Source organism: Erwinia artemisiae, from assembly GCF_051400835.1.
Lineage (GTDB): Bacteria > Pseudomonadota > Gammaproteobacteria > Enterobacterales > Enterobacteriaceae > Erwinia > Erwinia aeris.
Genome location: NZ_JBLFFM010000004.1, coordinates 378,184 through 397,901, shown reverse-complemented (window position 1 = coordinate 397,901; position 19,718 = coordinate 378,184). Strand labels below are relative to the sequence as shown.

Below are 19,718 nucleotides of genomic sequence, written 5' to 3'. Positions count from 1 at the left end.
TTAAATAATGGTCAATGCAGTTCAGCATTATCTTACTGATTCGGCTAAGCGCTTTCCGCATAAAATAGCGGTAAAATATCATGATGATGAAGTCACTGAGTCCGTCACCTGGCAAGAACTGGATAATTTTACCGATGCTTTTGCTTCTCACCTGCAGACGTGTGGCGTAACAAAAGGCGATATGGTCGCTTTTTATATGCCAAAATCTGTTGGCGCCATTAAATCCCTGCTGTCGATTGTAAAAGCTTCAGCGGCCTATATTCCTTTGGATTACAATACGCCCGAAAACAGGCTGGCCGCCATTTTTCAGGAAAGCCAGGCAAAAATAGTGATTGTTAATCAGTACAGCGCTTACCGCGCGTCTGAAATTTTTAATAAATTTGGTCAGCATATCAAAATTATTAATATCGACACGTTTAACTTTGACAGCAGCCGGCCAACTCGTCCCGTCGACAATACTATTTCAGTGGATCTTGCTTATGTGCTGTTTACCTCAGGATCGACCGGGACGCCCAAAGGCGTAATGATCCCGCATGGCGCAATCATTGACTATATTGACTGGTGCGTGGAGGTCTATGGACTGAGCGCGGACGATCAAATTGCCAACCATGCGCCGCTCTACTTTGATAACTCCACGTTTGATATTTATACCGCCATGAAAACAGGCGCCACCCTGCATCTGGTGCCTGAAAGCGTGAATATGATGATCCCCCGTCTCGCTGGCTGGCTCCGTGAAGAAGCGATCAGCGTATTTTTCTGCGTCCCTTCCGTGCTGTCAATGCTGCAACAGACCCGGCGCCTGCAGGCCGATATGCTGCCTGCCATGAAGCAAATTTTGTGTGCCGGGGAGGTTTTACCCGTTGCGGTATTGCGCTACTGGATGACGCTTTTTCCTCATATTCGCTTTACCAATATGTACGGCCCTACGGAAATTACCGTCGATTGTTCCTATCACATTATTGACGCTGTCCCTGATGCGCAGCAAAAGTCTGTTCCTGTTGGCCGGCCGCGCGCGAATATGGAAATGTATATCTGTACGGATGAAGGCGTATTGAGTCGGCAGCCGGGCAGCAGCGGCGAACTGTGGGTGCGAGGTTTGTCCGTGGCCTGTGGCTACTTAGGCAATCCGATAAAGACGGCAGAAAGTTTTGTACAGAATCCAGCCCATAATAATTTTACCGATCTTCTGTATAAAACGGGCGATCTGGCTTTTATTGGTGAAGACAACCTTTTTTATTATGTCGGTCGCAAAGACAGCCAGATAAAACATATGGGTTATCGTATTGAGCTGGGTGAAGTTGAAGCCAATGCGCTACGGCTTGACTATGTTGAAGAAGCGGTGGCCATTTACAGCTGCGTAAGCGATGAAACAGCATCGTTTATCGGCATGGCATTAAAAACCAGCAGGCCCGTTGAAATAAGGGAGCTGCGCAACGCTTTAACAACCGTTTTACCCAAATATATGATCCCGGCCAGATTTATATTTATCGAGGATGCTTTCCCGCGGACAGCGAATGGAAAGTATGACAGAAAGGCCATTGCCGCGCTTTTCTGATGCCGCTATTCGCCCTGACGTTGAAGACGTCTGGTTATAATAAATCAGCGAGATAAAACATGTTAAGTAACAAAGCCGACAAAAGCATCGTGATGACGCCTACGCCATCGCAACACCTTTTTTCCGTCTGGAATAACCTGTGCGGCAATACCGTCGTCTGTAGCGGCGTAACATTGCAATCGCCAGCGGCTATCAGTCAAGACGCATTTTCCTCTGCCTGGTCGGCATGGGTACGCACCAGTTATGAAATGAATATCAGCGTGGATTATCGGGGTGAAAAACCTGAGCCTTTGGTGCTGACGCTTGACGATCGGCTGCCTGACGAAAACTGTTTCCGCTTTATCAACAGCGAGCTTTTGTCGCCTGAAGCGGCCATACAAGAAAATCTCCAGACGCTGTTAAATGCGGAAATGAACACGCTGAATAAAAACAGCCATACGCTGTGCGTTATTAAATTTTCGCAGCAGCGTTACGCCGTGCTTCTGGCGGTTGAACATATGCTCGCTGACGGCCTCGGCGTGGACGTTCTGCTCAATCGTTACCTTGCCCTGCTGGATCGGCCGGGCCTGGTCACGCTTTCCGCTCAGGAAAGATATTACCAGGATAAAACGCATCTGGATAATTACGCCGTCTGCGAAGAAACCAGCTCGCCCTTTACTCGCGAATATGCTGAAACCGTCCTTACCAGACGCTTTTTTTGGAACCCTGACAACAGGCCCCTGCAGCATCGCAAGGGGTGTTATAAAACAATCCAGAAGAGCGTGCCTGCTGCGGCGCTGCACAAAATTAATCGCTATCTTACCGCTCACAGAATTTCGCTTTTTTCCTGGCTCACGGGCTGTTTCGTTGACAGCTTTTTAGCCTCCCAGCCGGACGTGGACGAGCTGCTGTTACAGATCCCCACCCACGGCAGAAAGCATAATAATCAAAGCCTGGATAAAAACAGGGTCGGCTGTTTTGCTCAGGCTTTTTTAATGCATACGCAACGTGAGGATCACGAAGCAAAGCCCCCGGCGCAGCGCTTTACCGATCTGCAGCGTTATGTCCTGGCGTGCATGGGGAACGAAGTGGATCAGTTGATGGCCAGGAGAAATGCGGCATCGATTAAAAAGTCGCTTCTGCCTGCTCGCCTGAACGATGACGCTTTTGCTCTCGCTCTGCGTAAAAGTATGCCGACCAACCTCTATTTTTCATTCTATGGCACCACCTCGCTTCCTTTACGACACGAGAATTTTGATATCGACCGCTATTATCTGGCGACAACGAATCTGGCGGGCGCGCTGGACGTGATGGCCATACAGTATGGCGAGAGCCTGGAAGTTTCCTTTAACTATGACTCGCTGTTTTTCGAGGAAGATACCATCGCCCGACTGGCCGACTCTTTCGGGCAACAGTTAACGAACGTGATAACGCCGACTGCGGACAGGGATATAGCGAGTTCAGCTTCGCCGACGGACAGAGCAACGCATAAGGTTCTGATCGATTGCATTAATAAATACAGCCTGGAACCCGTTGAGGAAAGCGACGGCGAACTGCATCTGGAGATCGATCTTGGGCTGGATTCACTCTTAAAAACCCGCGTGCTGGTAGATTTTATGGCGCGCGCCCGCTGCCCCGCGCAGGCGATCGACAGGGAAAAATTTTACTCTGCGGTAACGCTGATGGAGCTGTTTAATGTGGTTGCCGCGCAGCCTCAGGCCGAGCAGATTTTCTGATGCGGTGTCATGAAATCAGCGCCGAGGGCGACAATACCGTTATCATCCTGGCGGGCTATATGTTTGGCGCCTGGAGCCTTGTTCCGCTGGCCCGCTGTTTTACAAATCACCGCGTTTACTGCATTGATGGGATTGCGGATGAGGAAGATGGCCGCAACGCTTTCGACGCCTTTAATACTTATCTGAATGCTTTCCTGATCGGCCGGAAAGCAGGTAGCGTCACGCTTATCGGCTATTCTATGGGCGGCTTTGCCGCTCAGTATTTTACCAGCCATTATCCTGATGCTGTTGATTCGCTTGTCTTACTGGGCAGCTGTCATCCGGCCGATCATGACGGATTTTGCTATGCCAGCTCGGCCGCCTTTAATGCGTACCTGTTTACCCTGCCGATGGAGGATATTTATCGGATCGCTACCTGGAATTTACTCAGTCCGGCGGCAAAAAATGATATGGCGCTGATGGCAACGTTAAGGGAAGCGTTTTTACGCGATCCGCCTTCTGCAGCCGCCTGCCTAAACCAGCTGGGCGCGATGGCGCACCTGATACGTCAGCCGCCGTTTTTCTGCGCCGTCCCCTGTCTTTCCATCTATGCCCTACAGGATCTGGTTATCAAGCCGGCCTACAGCCTTAAATCCGGCGAGGCCGACAATATTGAAATGAAAGCTGTTACAGGCGGCCACCTCTTTTTATATGAAAATCCCGCCGAGGTTTTCAGACTCATCAGCACCTGGCTGGAGACGCGCAGAAGATAGATCTTTTTGGGGTCGCCGCCTTTTTACAGCTGGCGAACAGCGCGTATCCGGCTGGTGACAGCGGTCGCTATCATTACCGCGACGGCACATACCCACAAAACCCTGGCGTTGCCAAAGTGCATCGCCAGCGGCCCGGCGGCCAGCTCGCCAACGGGGATAGCGACAAACGACCCCATAGCGTCATAAGCGTAAACGCGCGCCAGCTTGTCACGCGGAATATGCGTTTGTAGCGCATGTGCCCAGACCACGCCAAACTGCCCGAAGCCAATGCCTGCCAGGCAAAACCCGCCCATCAGCACCGGCGCCGTCGCGCCGGTCGCCAGCAGCAAAATGGGGACGGCGCAAAGCGCCACCAGCATGACGCCGATAAACATAGCGCGCTGCGGTCGCCAGCGCAGCGCGATGCAGGAGCCGAGGATCAACCCGACGCTTTGCGCCGCAATCATCATGCCCCAGCGCGCCCGACCAAAAGACGCGTCGGCGATCACCGGCCCCAGCACCATTACCATGCCGGTAAAAGCGGCGTTCACCACTGCAAACTGCGCCACAACCGCCCAGACCCAGGCACGCGCCGTAAATTCGCGCCAGCCGTCGCGCAGATCCAACCAGAGATTACCGGACGGATCCACAGGCCGACAGCCAATACGGATACACAGATAGAGCGGCGCGGCGGCGGCAAACCCCAGCGCGTCGACGGTAAGCCCCCAGCCCGGCCCTACCGCGCTGGTCAGCACGCCGCCAGACGACGCGCCAAGCACCGTCCCGATATAAATGCCCACCTGAATAAAGGCGTTCGCCTGACGCAGCGTTGGCGAGGGGACGGTTTGCGGCACCAGCGCTGAAGACGCGGGCAGCGCGATACCGGCCGCCGCGCCGTTTACCATGCTGAGCAGAGCCAGCATCGGGATGGTCGCCATCCCTTCCAGTACCAGCCACGCCACCCCGCCCTGAGACAGAGCGGCCACGGCAGAGGAGGAAAAAAGCACCAGGCTGCGCGAATAGCGATCCGCCAGCACGCCGCCGAACAGCAGAAAAGCGACGTTGAAAATGGAGCGCGCCGCCACCACCAGCCCCAAATCCGTGGCGGAGCCGCCGATATCCAGCACGGCAAAAGCCAGCGCAACGGGCGCAATGCTGTTGCCCAGCACCGTAAGGAAACGGGCCAGAAAAAGATTTCTGAACGGCGCATAGCGAAACACATGTTGCCGGGGCGGGATAGCGGCATCAGCTTTCACGCCGGCCTCCCTGCGCACTGCCCCGGTAGACGTTATATCTGGACGCCGCGCGCCCTGTGGCTTTCTTGTTCATGCCGCCAGCTACTGCCTCCCTGCCTTTACCCCTGAAAAAAGAGGGGGAAATAATAACGGCTGGCTGACCCGTTGCCTATGCCCTTTTTTCAACGGGCTTTAAACCTTAAAACCATAGTGCGAGCCGTCCGGCAGCTCAATACTGAGCTGCAGCTTGCCGCCTGCCGCTTCGATATAGCGTTTCAGCGTGGAAAGTTTGATATCGCGGCCCGGCTTTTCCATGCCCGCCACGGTAGGCTGTTTTACTCCCAGCGCCTGCGCCATCTCGCTCTGGGTTTTCTGCACCCGCTCGCGCAGTTCAGCAAGCTGAATATCCAGCTGGATCTCTGCGGCGAGCTTTTCCGCCTCTGCCACGACGTGCGGTTCTTCTTCCGCCAGCATCTGTTCTAATGTACGCATACGTTACCTCTGGTCTTATGCCGATAGTCAGTAAACTCCCGATCGGCTATCGGGATCATCACGCGATAAAAACGCTTTTCATTGCCTGTTTTGCCGCCCGCACAAAGCAGCACGCCGGTTCTCTGTGGATCGAAAGCGAAAAAGATCCGTATCGGTTTGCCACCGCACTGCACGCGTAGTTCCTTCATATTGCTGTAGCGCGAACCCTGAATGCTGTCGACCCTGGGGCGCGGCAGACCCGGCCCTCTTGCCCGTAGCACCAGCAGCGAACCCAGTACGGCTGCCCTTTCGTGCTCCTGAAGCGTGCTGAACCACCAGTCAAACCTGTCCGTTGTTTTGAGCAACCACATACGCGGCCTCCGTCAATATAGCTCCAGACCTATATAGGTGTAAAACTATAATGACGCCTTTTTTGATGACGTGCCGCTACCGACTGGCCGAAATCAGAGGCGCTTTCCTGAGAAAAGAGGCAAGCCTGACGCGCTTGCATCGCAATAAGACGCGGCTCGCAAAACGCATTCGGCCTGTGCCGCCTAACCTGAAGCCGTCGCCGTAAGGGAGACGCCTGTCCTGTGACCCTGAGTAATAAATAGCGTGCCGACGCCTTTCCGAAAATCAAAAGGCGAAGCGTTATCTTCGTCTGTTACGGATTCTTTTGCGGTCGATCAATAAGCGCTGGAAAGTAACTTATTAGCCTTGTGCAGCGGCTACATTGGCTGCGCGCAATGCCAGCCGGGCTAAGGGTTAAGATGACGACTTTTGAAAAACGTATTCAGGTTAATTTCAGCCAGAGCCAGATGTATAACCTTGTCGCCGACGTTGCCGCTTACCCTGACTTCTTGCCCTGGTGTCGGCAGGTCGAGATCCTTGATAATCAACCGGACGCCAGACTGGTGCGCATTGGTTTGCGCTTTCAGCAGTTTCCCGAGCTCAGCCTGACCACCCGCGCAACTTTCCATCCCCCCTCTTCGCTGCATCTGCGTCTGGTGAGCGGCTCCTTTCTGTCGCAGTTTGAGGGCGACTGGTTTTTTGAGGCCACGGGAGAAGAAACCTGCACCGTGACTTTTGCGGTGAAATATCGCTTCTCTAACGGCCTGCTGCGGCTGACCCTCGCGCCTTTTTTCAGCCTGATGGTCAGAATGCTGCCGGGCGTATTTATTCAGCGGGCGAAGGAAATTTATCCCCGCGCGTGAATAACGCCACCAGCGACACCTGCACATTCGCCACTGCGGCTAAAGTCAGAAAGCCCAGGCTGCCCGGATAACCATGCCATAGCCGTTGCTTCTTTTATAAACGATAAGATTTTCTGCAGACGGCGTACCGCCATCAGGATGACAGACCGTAATCTTTTGCTTTAACGCAGGCTCCCGAATTTCCATACCGGAGCAGCTGCGGCGACCGCCAGCGACCCAATGGGCGGCGATTGTATAGCGGCTTTCATGATGTGCCGTTAAGTAGATCGTCGTATACCAGGGAACGGTGATAATAAATAAAGAGAGAATAAACAGCCCTGCCAGCACCCGCAGGCCCTTAACGACATTTTTCAACCTGAGCCAGCTAAACAGCGCGACGGTAGCCAGCACGGAAAGCAGGCAAAGCAGCCGCAGCGAACGCGGATTGCCCCACGTATTTTGCCAGACGATGTTTTTCCATAAGCAGAACAGAAACAGCGCCGCGACAAAAAAACAAGTCCAGAAGAACAGCCGCGGGTAGCCGTATTTTTTCATGCCATTCCCCGTACAGGAAAAATAAATTATTTACCAATCATACCGTTAAACGCTAACCCCCGCACCCAGGGATCAACGATGCAGCCGTTGCGCCTGCAAACTGCCGCGCCCCTTTTTCCCAATTCTGACTATCCTTATCTTTCCGATACGCTCCTCTAAAAAGAGCGATCGCATTCACCTTTTCAGGCGTGCCTGTATTTCGAGCAATGAGGCAGTGTCGACATGAGTAAGCGCTGCGCACACTGTCAGTGACCTCCCCAATCTGGAGACGACAATGACTCAACTTTATCCTTTGCAGCTCACCGTCAACGGTGAAAGCTGTCAGCTGATGGTCGATCCGCGCACTACCCTGCTGGATGCGCTGCGGGAGCACATTGGTTTAACCGGCTCGAAAAAGGGCTGCGACCAGGGGCAGTGCGGCGCCTGTACCGTGCATATCGACGGCGAACGCGTGCTGAGCTGCCTGACGCTGGCGGCCCAGGCGGCGGGCAGAGATATTACCACCATTGAAGGTCTGGCCGCGCCGGACGGGACGCTGCACGCGGTGCAGGCCGCTTTCCTGCGCCACGATGCCTTCCAGTGCGGCTATTGCACCTCCGGCCAAATTATGTCGGCCGTCGCCTGCATCAAAGAAGGTCATGCCCGTTCCGATGACGAAATCCGCGAATATATGAGCGGGAATTTATGCCGCTGCGGCGCCTATCCCAATATCGTCAAAGCCGTGAAGGACGCGGCGGCCAGCCTGAGCCAGGAGGCCACATCATGAGATCGTTCAACTATCAACGCGCGACCGACGTCAGCCAGGCCACGACGCTGGCCAGCCAGCCAGAGGCGCGCATTCTCGCCGGCGGCACGACGCAGCTGGATCTGATGAAGTGCGGCGTCGAGCGTCCCGCCACGCTGGTGGATATTACGCATTTGCAGGATCTGCATGATATTACGCTCAGCGACGGTGAGCTGACGCTCGGCACCCTGGTAAAGATGAGCCAGGCGGCCGACAGCAAAACGGTAAAAACTTTTGCGCCCGCGCTGGCGGAAAGCCTTTCGCTCGCCGCCTCGGCGCAGCTGCGCAATATGGCCTCGCTGGGCGGCAATATTCTACAGCGCACCCGCTGCAGCTATTTTCGCGATCCGCAGGCCTGGTCCGCCTGCAACAAGCGCAACCCCGGTTCCGGCTGCGCCGCGCTGAACGGCCTGAATCATAATCATGCGGTGCTGGGCACCAGCGACAGCTGCATCGCGCTCTATCCCGGCGATTTTGCGGTGGCGCTGACCGCTTTCGACGCGGTGCTGAACCTGCAAAACAGCGCGGGCGAACTGCGTTCCGTTCCCGTTACCGATTTTTTCCGCCTGCCGTCCGATCGTCCCGATCTTGAACACCAGCTCGCGCCTGGCGAGATGATCGTCAGCCTGACGGTGCCGCGTAGCGCCGCGCTGGCCCGCTCGCACTACCTTAAAGTGCGCGATCGTAGCTCCTACGAATTCGCCGCTGCCAGCGCGGCCGTAGGGCTGGAGATGGAAGAAGATAACCTGACCATCAAAGAGGTACGCGTCGCGCTGGGCGGCGTGGCAACCAAACCCTGGCGCGCTTACCAGGTAGAGCAGGCGCTGAAAGGCCAGCGGCTGGAGGAGAAAACGCTGCGCAAAGCGGCGGAAAAAGTGACGGAAGGCGCCATTGCCCGCCAGCATAACGGGCACAAAATTATTCTTGCGCCTCGCGTTATCGCCAGGGCTTTGATGACCGTGGGAGGTCTGGTATGAGCACGCTCGAAACGTCATCGATCGGTCGTCAGCAGGCTTTAGGCAGCCCGCTGGATCGCGCCGACGGCAGGCTGAAAATTCAGGGGCTGGCGACCTACGCTGTCGAAAAATCGCTGGATAATCTCGCTTATGCGGTAGTGGTTCAGTCAACCATCGCCTATGGACGTATTACCGCGATGCATACCGAGCGAGCGCGCCAGTCGCCCGGCGTGTTGGCGGTGTATAACCACGAAAGCGGATTAACCATTCATTCAGCCAAAACCTTTGGCGAAGGCGGCGCGGCGGCGCAGGCTTTTCTGCCGTTGCAGGACGATAAGGTTTTGTGGAACGGTCAGCATATTGCGCTGGTCGTGGCCGAAACGCTGGAGCAGGCCACCGAGGCCGCCGCGCTAATTGAGACGGAATATGAACAACAGCCGCCTGTGGTGCATCCGACCCACCCCAACGCTAAACCAGAAACGGTGGATGCGTTAACGATTGACTGGGGCGACGCCATCCCCGCGCTGGCCCAGGCGGAGGTGCAGGTAGGCGGCATCTATACCACGCCCAGAGAATATAACTCGCCCATTGAGCCGCACGGCTGTATCGCGCACTGGCAAAACGGCAGCCTGACGCTGTGGGAACCGAGCCAGTGGCCGGGCGGCGCGCGTCAGGTAGTATCGGAATGGCTGGCGATAGATCACGACAAGGTGCGCGTGATTTCACCCTTTGTCGGCGGCGGCTTCGGTTGCAAAGGCGGGATACAGCCGCATAGCGCGCTGGCCTGCGTGGCCTCGCGCGAGCTTAACCGGCCGATTAAACTGGCGCTGACCCGGCCGCAGACCTTTACCGCTTTCGGCGGCAGGCCGCGCACGCATCAGCAGCTGGCGCTGGGCGCCAACCGTGACGGGCTGTTACAGGCTATCGTGCACGACAGCTGGAACGAAACCGCGCTGAACGATGTGCACAAGGAGCCTTGTAATTCCGTAACGGCGCTGATGTACGCCTCGCCAAACTTTTTATCGCACCACAAGCTGATCCACCTGAATACCGTCAATCCAAGCTGGATGCGCGCGCCGGGCGAAAACCCGAGCGCCTTTGCGCTGGAAGTGGCAATGGACGAGCTGGCGTGGGCGCTAAAAATGGATCCGCTGGCGCTGCGCCTGAAAAACTATGCGGAGCAGGATCCGCAGGCCAGGATCCCCTGGAGCTCTCGCCAGCTGCGCGAGGCTTATCAACAGGGCGCCGACGCATTTGGCTGGAGTAAACGTCCTCTTGAGCCGCGCAGCCTGCGCGAAGGCCGCCAGCTGATCGGTTGGGGAATGGCTTCCGGTACCTATCCGGTACGCCGTACGCCCGGCGAGGCGCAGATTGTTTTGTCCGCTGACGGCAGTATTGAGGTGCAGAGCAGCGGGGTGGATATCGGCACGGGCACCTACACTATTCTGGCGCAGACGGCGGCGGACGTGCTGCTGGTTGCCCCGGAAAGCATCACCGTGTCGCTTGGCGATACGCTGCTGCCCCGTGCGCCGGTTGCGGGCGGTTCGCAGCTGGCGAATTTGCTGACCGGCGCGGTGCATAAGACCGCGCAGGCGCTGCGCGATAGGCTGATAACGCTGGCGACTGCCACGGAGAAATCGCCGCTGTGGCAGCAGCCGCCTTCCGCCCTCTCGCTGGCCGACGGTTATCTCTGGCTGAGCAACAGCCCGGGATTACGGATTAGCTTTGCCGAGCTGCTGAAGCTTAGCGGCCGCGAAAAGCTGGTGGCGCATCAGGATACCTTCGATAAAACCGCCAGCGAGGAAGATCGCAACAAAGCGGATCGTACTTCCACTATGATGCTGCCGCCTACCGATGGCGGCGTGTCGGCTCACAGCTGGAGCGCTATCTTTGTCGAAGTCGCGGTAGATGAAGACTTCGGCACGGTGCGGGTCAAAAGGATGGTCGGCGCCTTTGATTCCGGCCGGGTTTACAATCCTAAGCTGGCAGAAAGCCAGTGGATTGGCGGCATGGTAATGGGCATTGGCCAGGCGCTGCTGGAGCAGGGACAGATAGACGATCGCGACGGCTGGATAGCCAACGCCAACCTGGCCGACTATCTGATAGCGGTCAACGCGGATATCCCTGAACTGACCACGATTGACGTTGGCAAGCCGGATTACCTGGCTACCGTGCTGGGCGGCAAAGCGGTCGGCGAGCTGGGGATCGTCGGCGTGGCGGCCGCCATATCCAATGCGGTCTGGCACGCCACCGGCAAACGCATCCGCGATTTACCCATCACTCAGGACAAGCTGTTATAACCGCAGGCGGGCTGGCAAACGGCCCGCGATTTTTATGCGGCGCCAGCGCTGTTTCGGCTGGCGTTTTGCTGCCGATCGCCAGCCCTACCGGCGCAAACCGCACCGCCCCCGTCAACGATCGGCAGCGATCCCACTGCCCAAGGCGACGATCCCCAGGTTTTGATGACGATACAGAGCCAGACGGGCCGATCTTTAGTCCAGCTCAGCGCCTGGCGCATAACCCGATCGTTGAGCGACAGCAGGGCTCTCTCCTGCTGGCAGCTGTGAAGGCAGATCGATATCCTGCAAAATTGACGCATCCTGTAGCTCAATCGTATACAGGGGAAACTGCACCAGCAGGCTGCGTGCGCCCTGCTCATCGGTCAAGGCGCTGAGCGCCCTGAAAGCGCAGCGGCCAAACCCCACCGGATGCCCCGGACTGGCGCGAAAAACGGGACGCACGATCCCCTCCTCAACCACTTTACTGGCTACCAGCCGCAGCGTGGCCGCAGAAATAAAGGGCATATCGGCCAGATGGATCAGCCAGCCGTCCCATGCCGCCGTCTGGCGAACGCCGGCGGCGATCGATTCGCCCATGCGGGTATTTTCCACCAGCACCGTCGGAATGCCCTGCTGCTCACAGTAGTCGCGAATGGCCTGCTGCGCGGGCCGCGTCACCACGCATACCGGCAGGCCGCTCTGCTGCGCCGCCTGGCAGCTGTGAACAAACACCGATTTTACCTGCCCTGACGCATCGGCGAACGCCGCCTGGAGCTTATCGGTTGCGCCACCCGCTTCGGTAAACCGCTGTCCCTGACCGGCCGCGATAACCAGAACGCCGATCGTTTTTTCCCTGTGCTCATGCTTATCCATATCCCATTCCCCTTATTAACGTTCGGGGCTACCAGCGTAGCGCAAATTATCCCCTGTGGGGATGAATTCAGACTGCGCCTGAGCGCGCACGCTTTATTTCAGCTAACATGCTGTTAAGAAAACAATAACCGCCCAGGAGAGACTTATGACGCGGCCACCATCAGGATTAACCGTAGACGAGGCGCTGGATAAGCTGGATGCCCTGTACGAGGCAGCGGTCAGCGCGCTGCGCCAGGCGATTACCACCTATGTCAGCGAAGGCACCTTGCCGGATGCGGCCAGCCGCGCCGCCGGCCTGTTTGTTTACCCGGAGCTGCGCGTCAGCTGGCAGGGTGATGCGGCGGGCCACAAGCTGTCGCGCGCCTTTGGCCGTTTTACCCGCCCCGGCAGCTATGCCACCACCATCACCCGCCCCGCGCTGTTTCGCCACTATCTTTCCGAACAGCTTTCCATGCTTTGCAGCGAGTATCCGGTAACGCTGGAAGTCAGGCCTTCGCAGCAGGAGATCCCTTTCCCTTACGTTATCGACGGCTCCAACCTGGGGCTGGATCGCAGCATGAGCGCCGGGCTGGCGCAGCATTTTCCGACTACCGAGCTGGCGCAAATTGGCGATGAGAACGCGGACGGCCTTTACCAGCCGGGCGAAAAGTTCCCTTTGTCGCATTTTGACGCGCTGCGCACCGACTTTTCACTGGCGCGACTGCGTCACTATACCGGCACGCCGGTCGAGCATTTTCAGTCGTGGGTGCTGTTTACCAACTACACCCGCTACGTTGACGAATTCGTGCGCTGGAGCTGCGAGCAGATAGCAGATCCGGATTCGCCTTACGAAGCGCTTTCCTGCGCGGGCAATATCTGCGTGACTGCCGAAACGCCGGATCCCCAGACCACTATTTCCGGCCTGGCGTGGAAAAACCACCAGATGCCGGCCTGGCATTTAATTGCCAAAGAGGGCCAGGGCATTACGCTGATTAATATCGGTGTTGGCCCCTCCAATGCGAAAACCATCTGCGATCATCTGGCGGTGCTGCGTCCGCATGCCTGGCTGATGATTGGCCACTGCGGCGGCCTGCGTGAAAGCCAGACGATTGGCGACTACGTGCTGGCTCACGCTTACCTGCGCGACGATCACGTGCTGGACGCGGTACTGCCGCCCGATATTCCGGTACCGAGCATTGCCGAAGTGCAGCGCGCCCTGTTTGACGCCACCAAACAGGTTAGCGGCATGCCGGGCGAAGAAGTTAAACAGCGCCTGCGTACCGGCACGGTGGTGACGACGGACGATCGCAACTGGGAGCTGCGCTATTCCGCCTCCGCTCTGCGGTTTAACCTCAGCCGCGCGGTAGCGGTGGATATGGAAAGCGCCACCATCGCGGCCCAGGGCTATCGCTTTCGGGTGCCTTACGGCACGCTGCTCTGCGTCTCCGATAAGCCGATCCACGGTGAGATCAAGCTGCCCGGCCAGGCTAACCGTTTTTACGAAGGCGCGATCTCTGAACATCTACAGATTGGCATCTGCGCGATAGATCTGCTGCGCGCGGAGGGCGATAAGCTGCATTCGCGTAAGCTTCGCACCTTTAACGAGCCGCCGTTCCGCTGAGCAACAGGGCGGAGGTAGAAGCCTCCGCCTGTCAGAGACTGATGTCGCCAAAGCCAGCAGCTGGTATCGCTAAAGTGGTCATTCTTATCTCCGGCGAAAAAGCATAAAAACGCCGCATTAAAACCGGGACGTGCCCTGCACCTCAATCCAGCGACGCTCCAGCGCAGAAACGGCTATCGCCTCCAACACTTTCGATACCTGTAGCCCTTCGGCAAAGTCTGGCCACATCGGATCGCCCGCCGCGATGCCGTTGATTAGATCCCGGATTTCCACCGTTTTTTGATCGTTAAAGCCGATGCCGTGTCCGGCAGAAATGCAAAAGGCAGCATAATCAGGATGCGCCGGGCCGGTCAGAATGGTTTTAAACCCCTGTCGTCCGGCGGCGTCCTCATGCTGATAAAGCGCCAGTTCCGCCATTCTCTCCTGGCTGTAGCGGATCGCTCCTTTCGTGCCGGTCACCACGTAGGTCAGCCCCATTTTGCTGCCGCAGGCGATACGCGACGTTTCAATCACGCCGTGCGCGCCGTTGGCAAAGCGCAGCAGCGCGCTGGCCTGATCTTCGTTTTCTACCTCGCGCAGCACGGCGGGATTTTTTGCATCGGGACGTTGCCCGATCACCGTCTGCATATCGCCAGAAACCTCGCGGATTTCGCCTGCCAGATAATGCGCCATATTAACGATATGCGCGCCCAGGTCGCCAAGCGCGCCCAGCCCGGCCAGCGCCTTCTGACAGTGCCAGTCCAGCGGTGCCTGCGGGCTGGCGAGATAATCTTCATTATGCGTGCCGTAAAAATGCACCACCTCGCCTATCTCGCCGCTGGCGATAATCTCTTTCGCCAGCTGGCTGGTAGGGTTTTTCATATAATTAAAGCCCACCAGCGTTTTCACCCCGGCCTGCGCGGCGGCCCGCGTCATCTCCTCGGCATCCGCCACGCTCAGCGCCAGCGGCTTTTCAGAATAGACATGCTTGCCGTGGCGGATAGCCTCCAGCGCCATTTCTTTGTGCAGAAAATTGGGCGCGCAGATATCCACCACGTCGATCGCCGGGTCTGCCGCCAGCTCGCGCCAGTCCCCTGTCCAGCGGGCAAAACCCAGCGCCGCGGCCTGCGCTTTGGCGACCGCCGGGCTGACCTCCGCCACCATCTCGCGCACGATCTCGCCTTTCAGCGCAAAGACGGTGGCCGCCTGCGCATAAGCAATCGCGTGGCAGCGTCCGATATAGCCGGTGCCGATCAAACCTATCCTGACCTTTTTCATTGGGGTTCCTTACGGGTGAACGAGGCGCGTCGATGGAATGTATATTTCAAAATCCGTCTGAACAATGTGAAAATGAAATAAACGTGATCATGCTGACGAAAATTGCTGCGTTATTCAGCGGTTACATTCACGGATTGCGAGGCGCTACGCAAAGCCTGGCCGACGGCGTTTTTCGCGTCGGGCGATGCCCGCCGCTTAATTGCCGATTAATGCAGCAGTCAGCGAAAAAAGTGCAAACAGGCTTTGACATCGCAAATCGCTATAGATATTATGCGCCCCGTTCCAACAATTCCTCTGTAGTTCAGTCGGTAGAACGGCGGACTGTTAATCCGTATGTCACTGGTTCGAGTCCAGTCAGAGGAGCCAGATTTGAAAAGCCCGCTCAGGGTTACCTGAGCGGGCTTTTTGCTGTTTCGCATTTTCATTTGGGCCGTTATCGTCAAGCCTGCTGCTGCATTCGCCTGAGAGGTCAGCACGCCCGGATTCTATATCCGTCGGCCTAAGCCGTGGTCTGCCAGAATGCCGCCAATCATTCACTATCGATAACGACGCTTTTCATCCTTGTGAGTAAGCGTTTTCGTAGCAACAATCCGACATAGCGTGAATGTAAGCCTTACTCCAAGCTTTGCTTATATTTCAGCCCGCAGAACAATGAATTCTTGTATCGTCGGGTCGGGTTCAGGCAGAGGGTTTGATTTGAAAATCCTGCGTGAAAAACGTAAGCAGGCTTTTTGCTTTTGCTTGCTGCGATAGCGTGGCTTCTCTGCACGCTTGTATAAATCCCCCTTACCTTTTAGCTATAAAGCCGCAGCGCGCTAAAAAAAATTGCGGGCTGAAAGCCGCTGTTATTTTGTGATATTCTGCCTGAAATGCAATTTGACAGGACAAAGACCTACAAGGATTTGCCTCTTCTAATGAATAATACTTCTAACCTTATCCTTACTGCCTGGCAAGACTATGTCCAGCATAGTGGCGCAGAAAAAAGTAAAATACCTGCGAGTAAGGTGCACGAATATCAACAGCTTTTTATTACCAGACAGCACTGCCGCGACGAAGAGTCCGGCGTCCGCCTGACTATCCCTGCGGAAATGGCCGAAAGCTGGCGTCGACGCTTCGTTAAGTATGATGATAAAGGTTATATCAGTCATATCGAACCCATTAGCTTTCTTTTCCCCATCATACGCTGCGTTGATGCAGAAAATGGTAACGCTAATGCGAAATATCTGCCGCTTTTCTCTTTCCCTGTTCCTAAATCCTTTTTTACCTCGCAAGACAATACGCTGCTGATCCCGGTAAATGATGGTCAGCAGGTCAGCGCCTTCCCTTTTGCGTTCCGCAATACGTTTTCTATTGAGCTGGCAGAGCTGGGAGAAAACCGGCATATGATGAGCATCGTCAGCGCGCTGACCGGCCATAAGTATGAGGGTTTTTACGCTGCTTTTGAGGGATTGCTACAGTGGATTAGTCAACAGCGCCAGACGCCTGAAACGGCTTTCAATGCTCTTATCGCGCCGTTACATAATGAAGATTTTACTACCCAACGCGACGGTAAGGATTATCAGTGGCTCTGCGATAAGCCCGAGGGGACTTTTCCTCTGCTGGAACAGTATTTGACTTATGAGCATTCAGCGGATGAAGCTCCCGCCTGTTTTGATTTGCCTACCCATGGCTTGTTTGAGCAAAAGTATCCTCTGGGCCATGGCCAGATGCAGGCGATACAGGCGATAAATCAGGAGGAGCGGCTGATCGCAGTTCAGGGCGCCCCAGGCACCGGTAAAACCACGCTTTTTAAATCACTGATTGCACAAAAGCTCGTAGAGCGGGCTCTCGCCATCGCCGATGGTCAGGATCGCAACTGCGGTATGCTGGTGACCTCAACGGCTATCAAAGCCGTAGAAAATATTATCGACGATCTTCGTAAAGATCCGGTTACTCAGAATCTTGACTGGCTATGGTTTCAGGGCGGCTCAAATAAACAGATACAACAAGAATTTTCTCGCCTGGAAAGATTAATAGACCGCTGGCGACAGGGAAGCTATGAGCCGGAACGTCAGCAGGCCTTTCTGGAAAGTTTAAACCAGCACCGCCAGCAAATTAACGCGTGTTATCAAGAATATATTAACCATAAGGCCTGCACGTTACAGAGTATAAGCGACTGTGGATTCCCGACGACCGATATCACGGAAGTAAAGGCTGCTTTAGCAACGAAAGTAGCGAACTTTTTCGTCAAGGCAGCCAATTTCCCTCCTCTGCTGGTCACGCAGTCTGACGATCTCTTTTCGCTTGATTTGGCTATTGAGCTACAAAAAGAGGCGTTTATTGAAGCAAAACGGCGGCGTAAGCAGGCATGGCAGTTGGCCATGGAGATTGAGTCAACCTGGCCACTGCCGCATAACTGGCAATCTATCGTCGCCTGGCTGGACGACCCGCTGCGCCCAGTGCTGGAAAAAAATTACCATGATTATCCACGCCAGGGCATCCGACATTTACTGGCGCGTGTTTTAACAGGCAAATATCAGACTCGCTGCGATAAGATGCGCGCACGCTATGCTGATAGCTATCAGCGAATGATGCTTATTGAGTTTTCCCACCAGCAGCTAGTCGAACTGGCAGACGCTGGCGCAAACCTATCGGCAGACAAAGAAGCCGTTCAGTTACTAAAGCTGTTGCTGACGCCTGAACCGGATCCTGAAGAACTGATAACCCTGGACGCGCTGGAAAAAGAAATTGCTGAATTAATGACGTTACAGCGCAGGGTTGAATTGGCGCAGCACTACATCGACGAACATGCGCAGCGTTATCCTGAAGGCAGCTGGTGCGACATTTTACGTAAACGCTTTATCCGACAACACCGTGAAATGTTTGCAGATGCTACAGGTTATCTCTGGCAGGAACAGCTGAAACGTAAACACGATCTGGAAGAGGTAGTCACGCACTGGCGCGCGCTTATATCTCGTCAGAAAACAGGCGCAGGCTACTACCGCTGGCTGGAGAGGCTGGATGATTTTTATAGCGCGCTGTCGCTGGTTTATCCGATCATGGCGACCACGCTGGTCTCCGCTTACAAAATGGCGGGATACGCTAAACTCAGCGAACTGAAAGGCCATAAGCCTTGGGCACTGGCGCTTTGTGATGAGGCGGGCATGATTTCGGCAGAGTCGCTGGTACCGTTACTGAGCCGCAGCGAAAAAGCGATGATTGTAGGTGATCCTTTGCAAATCGAACCTATCCGTACGCTTTCTGAAGGAACGCAACAGCTGTTACGCCAGCGTCATTTCGCTACCAATAATCTCCTTTATGAGCGAGTCTCGCCTGCCACCGTCACCGCCTATCATCGGGCAGCTGGCAGCGCTACCGGCCGTGCTGGCGATATAGGCAATGGTATAATTCTGGACGAGCATCGCCGCTGTCAGTTACCTATCGCCAGGCTGTTCACGCGCGTGGCGGGCTATCAAGGCGTCACGGTAGAAACGGCGCCACCTGATAAAAGAATAGCCCAGGCTTTTGAAAAGGCGGGCGGTCATCATCTGATGTTTTACAGCGTGGAAGGCCAGAAAGGCCGCGTCGCCAATACCAATCTCGATGAGGCGGAAGCCATTGGCCAGCTGCTGGATAAACTTGAAGACGCAGGTTACGACCTGTGCGCCGACGTAGGCATTGTGACGCCTTACAGCAATCAAAAGTCTTTACTGGTCCAACGTTTTGCTAAAAGAATGAACCACTGGGAAAAAAACTGTATCGGGACAGTTCATCAGTTTCAGGGCGTAGGTTTTGAAGTCATTATTTATAGTCCGGTCATTTTTCATCCTCTGGATAAAGAAGGTTTTCAGAACGATGCGCCCAATATGCTGAACGTCGTCGTATCCCGAGCCAGGCAACAATTTATCGTAGTGGGAAATTACCGCCGCCTGAAGCAGGCTGGTGGCTATCTGGCAATAGTGGCGCAAACGCTGGCCGATGATTTTCTCCTTGAACAAGGTAGCCAACACCCCGATTTCGAACGGATAAGCCAGACGCCACGGCTACAGCGATACTATAAAGATTGTGAGCACATTGCGGCTTTTGCCGCTAAGGCGGCCACTTGCGAACAGGAACTGCTGGTAGTAACGCCATGGATAAGACGCGGCGGCCTTTGGCAGCGGCCGGAATTAGCGATGCTGGTGGCCGCACAGCGTCGCGGCATAACGGTAAAAGTCTGTTATGGCTATCATCATCAGCGGCTGGATCGGGGCGAAGATAACGATAACGATTTGGTTGCAGAGTATTGCGACCAGTTGGGTAAAGAGAATGTCATCCGCCTGCCGGAAGGGACGCACGAAAAACTGCTGGTTGTTGACGGACGCTACATCACCCTGGGTAGCTGGAACTGGCTGTCACATGGTTATCATCACAGCTGCGAGGGTTCAGGTAATTTCAGCAATGCTATTCGTCATGAACTGAGCGCAGAACTGGATGATGTCTCTTTCGTTAACGAGCTAAAAGAGCGGCTATCGTTCTGACGCCGGCGGCGTTGG

At 55.6% G+C, this 19,718-nt stretch carries 16 protein-coding genes and 1 tRNA gene; 10 read left to right on the top strand and 7 right to left on the bottom strand.

The window, feature by feature from the left end:
* Positions 1–7: 7 nt before the first annotated feature.
* The 3 genes from ACMGEE_RS12275 to ACMGEE_RS12265 are packed head-to-tail and all read left to right on the top strand — an operon-like array spanning position 8 to position 4,022.
* Positions 8–1,555 carry an amino acid adenylation domain-containing protein gene (locus tag ACMGEE_RS12275; protein WP_436830109.1) on the top strand — a complete coding sequence of 516 codons (1,548 nt, stop codon included), beginning with the start codon at positions 8–10 and terminating at the stop codon, positions 1,553–1,555.
* A 59-nt stretch (positions 1,556–1,614) separates the two neighbouring features.
* Positions 1,615–3,270 carry a hypothetical protein gene (locus ACMGEE_RS12270; RefSeq protein WP_436830108.1) on the top strand — a complete coding sequence of 552 codons (1,656 nt, stop codon included), beginning with the start codon at positions 1,615–1,617 and terminating at the stop codon, positions 3,268–3,270.
* Complete coding sequence (locus tag ACMGEE_RS12265) at positions 3,270–4,022, top strand: alpha/beta fold hydrolase (RefSeq protein ID WP_436830107.1); 753 nt, start codon at positions 3,270–3,272, stop codon at positions 4,020–4,022. The genes ACMGEE_RS12270 and ACMGEE_RS12265 overlap by 1 nt, the downstream gene beginning before the upstream one ends.
* Positions 4,023–4,045: 23 nt before the next feature.
* Here the strand turns inward: ACMGEE_RS12265 and ACMGEE_RS12260 are convergent, their stop codons facing one another.
* From ACMGEE_RS12260 to ACMGEE_RS12250, 3 genes are all read right to left on the bottom strand, one after another.
* On the bottom strand, positions 4,046–5,257 hold the full coding sequence (locus ACMGEE_RS12260) for an MFS transporter (protein ID WP_436830106.1): 1,212 nt from the start codon (positions 5,255–5,257) through the stop codon (positions 4,046–4,048).
* 171 nt (positions 5,258–5,428) lie between these two features.
* Positions 5,429–5,728, bottom strand: coding sequence for a transcriptional regulator ProR (gene proR, locus ACMGEE_RS12255; protein WP_436830105.1), 300 nt, complete (start codon positions 5,726–5,728; stop codon positions 5,429–5,431).
* Complete coding sequence (locus ACMGEE_RS12250) at positions 5,716–6,078, bottom strand: type II toxin-antitoxin system RelE/ParE family toxin (protein WP_436830104.1); 363 nt, start codon at positions 6,076–6,078, stop codon at positions 5,716–5,718. Before ACMGEE_RS12250 ends, proR begins: the two co-directional genes overlap by 13 nt.
* A 399-nt stretch (positions 6,079–6,477) precedes the next feature.
* On the opposite strand from ACMGEE_RS12250, the gene ACMGEE_RS12245 reads away from it, so the two are divergent.
* Positions 6,478–6,921, top strand: coding sequence for a type II toxin-antitoxin system RatA family toxin (locus ACMGEE_RS12245; RefSeq protein ID WP_436830103.1), 444 nt, complete (start codon positions 6,478–6,480; stop codon positions 6,919–6,921).
* Positions 6,922–6,966: 45 nt separating this feature from the next.
* Here ACMGEE_RS12245 and ACMGEE_RS12240 read toward each other — a convergent pair whose 3' ends face one another.
* On the bottom strand, positions 6,967–7,455 hold the full coding sequence (locus ACMGEE_RS12240) for a hypothetical protein (RefSeq protein WP_436830102.1): 489 nt from the start codon (positions 7,453–7,455) through the stop codon (positions 6,967–6,969).
* A 274-nt stretch (positions 7,456–7,729) separates the two neighbouring features.
* Between ACMGEE_RS12240 and ACMGEE_RS12235 the strand changes: the two genes are divergently transcribed.
* Genes ACMGEE_RS12235 through ACMGEE_RS12225 form a run of 3 tightly spaced genes read left to right on the top strand, consistent with a single transcriptional unit; the run spans position 7,730 to position 11,495 of the window.
* Positions 7,730–8,221, top strand: coding sequence for a (2Fe-2S)-binding protein (locus ACMGEE_RS12235; protein ID WP_125288063.1), 492 nt, complete (start codon positions 7,730–7,732; stop codon positions 8,219–8,221).
* Positions 8,218–9,216 (top strand): FAD binding domain-containing protein, encoded by a 999-nt coding sequence (locus ACMGEE_RS12230; RefSeq protein ID WP_301251036.1) that lies wholly within the window; start codon positions 8,218–8,220, stop codon positions 9,214–9,216. The genes ACMGEE_RS12235 and ACMGEE_RS12230 overlap by 4 nt, the downstream gene beginning before the upstream one ends.
* Entirely contained in the window at positions 9,213–11,495 is a 2,283-nt protein-coding gene (locus ACMGEE_RS12225) for a xanthine dehydrogenase family protein molybdopterin-binding subunit (protein ID WP_301251037.1), read from the top strand. The genes ACMGEE_RS12230 and ACMGEE_RS12225 overlap by 4 nt, the downstream gene beginning before the upstream one ends.
* Before the next feature lie 32 nt (positions 11,496–11,527).
* Here ACMGEE_RS12225 and ACMGEE_RS12220 read toward each other — a convergent pair whose 3' ends face one another.
* Positions 11,528–11,713, bottom strand: a complete 186-nt coding sequence (locus ACMGEE_RS12220; RefSeq protein ID WP_253460269.1) for an XdhC family protein — start codon at positions 11,711–11,713, stop codon at positions 11,528–11,530.
* Complete coding sequence (locus ACMGEE_RS12215) at positions 11,688–12,347, bottom strand: nucleotidyltransferase family protein (RefSeq protein ID WP_301251039.1); 660 nt, start codon at positions 12,345–12,347, stop codon at positions 11,688–11,690. Before ACMGEE_RS12215 ends, ACMGEE_RS12220 begins: the two co-directional genes overlap by 26 nt.
* Positions 12,348–12,492: 145 nt before the next feature.
* On the opposite strand from ACMGEE_RS12215, the gene ACMGEE_RS12210 reads away from it, so the two are divergent.
* Entirely contained in the window at positions 12,493–13,947 is a 1,455-nt protein-coding gene (locus ACMGEE_RS12210; RefSeq protein WP_301251040.1) for an AMP nucleosidase, read from the top strand.
* 117 nt (positions 13,948–14,064) lie between these two features.
* Here the strand turns inward: ACMGEE_RS12210 and ACMGEE_RS12205 are convergent, their stop codons facing one another.
* A complete protein-coding gene (locus tag ACMGEE_RS12205; RefSeq protein ID WP_394148451.1) occupies positions 14,065–15,204 on the bottom strand; it encodes a Gfo/Idh/MocA family protein in 1,140 nt (379 codons plus the stop codon).
* Between the two features lie 290 nt (positions 15,205–15,494).
* Here ACMGEE_RS12205 and ACMGEE_RS12200 point away from each other — a divergent pair.
* Both ACMGEE_RS12200 and ACMGEE_RS12195 read left to right on the top strand, forming a co-directional pair.
* Positions 15,495–15,570, top strand: a tRNA-Asn gene (locus ACMGEE_RS12200).
* Between the two features lie 548 nt (positions 15,571–16,118).
* On the top strand, positions 16,119–19,703 hold the full coding sequence (locus ACMGEE_RS12195) for an AAA domain-containing protein (protein ID WP_253460255.1): 3,585 nt from the start codon (positions 16,119–16,121) through the stop codon (positions 19,701–19,703).
* Positions 19,704–19,718 lie beyond the last annotated feature (15 nt).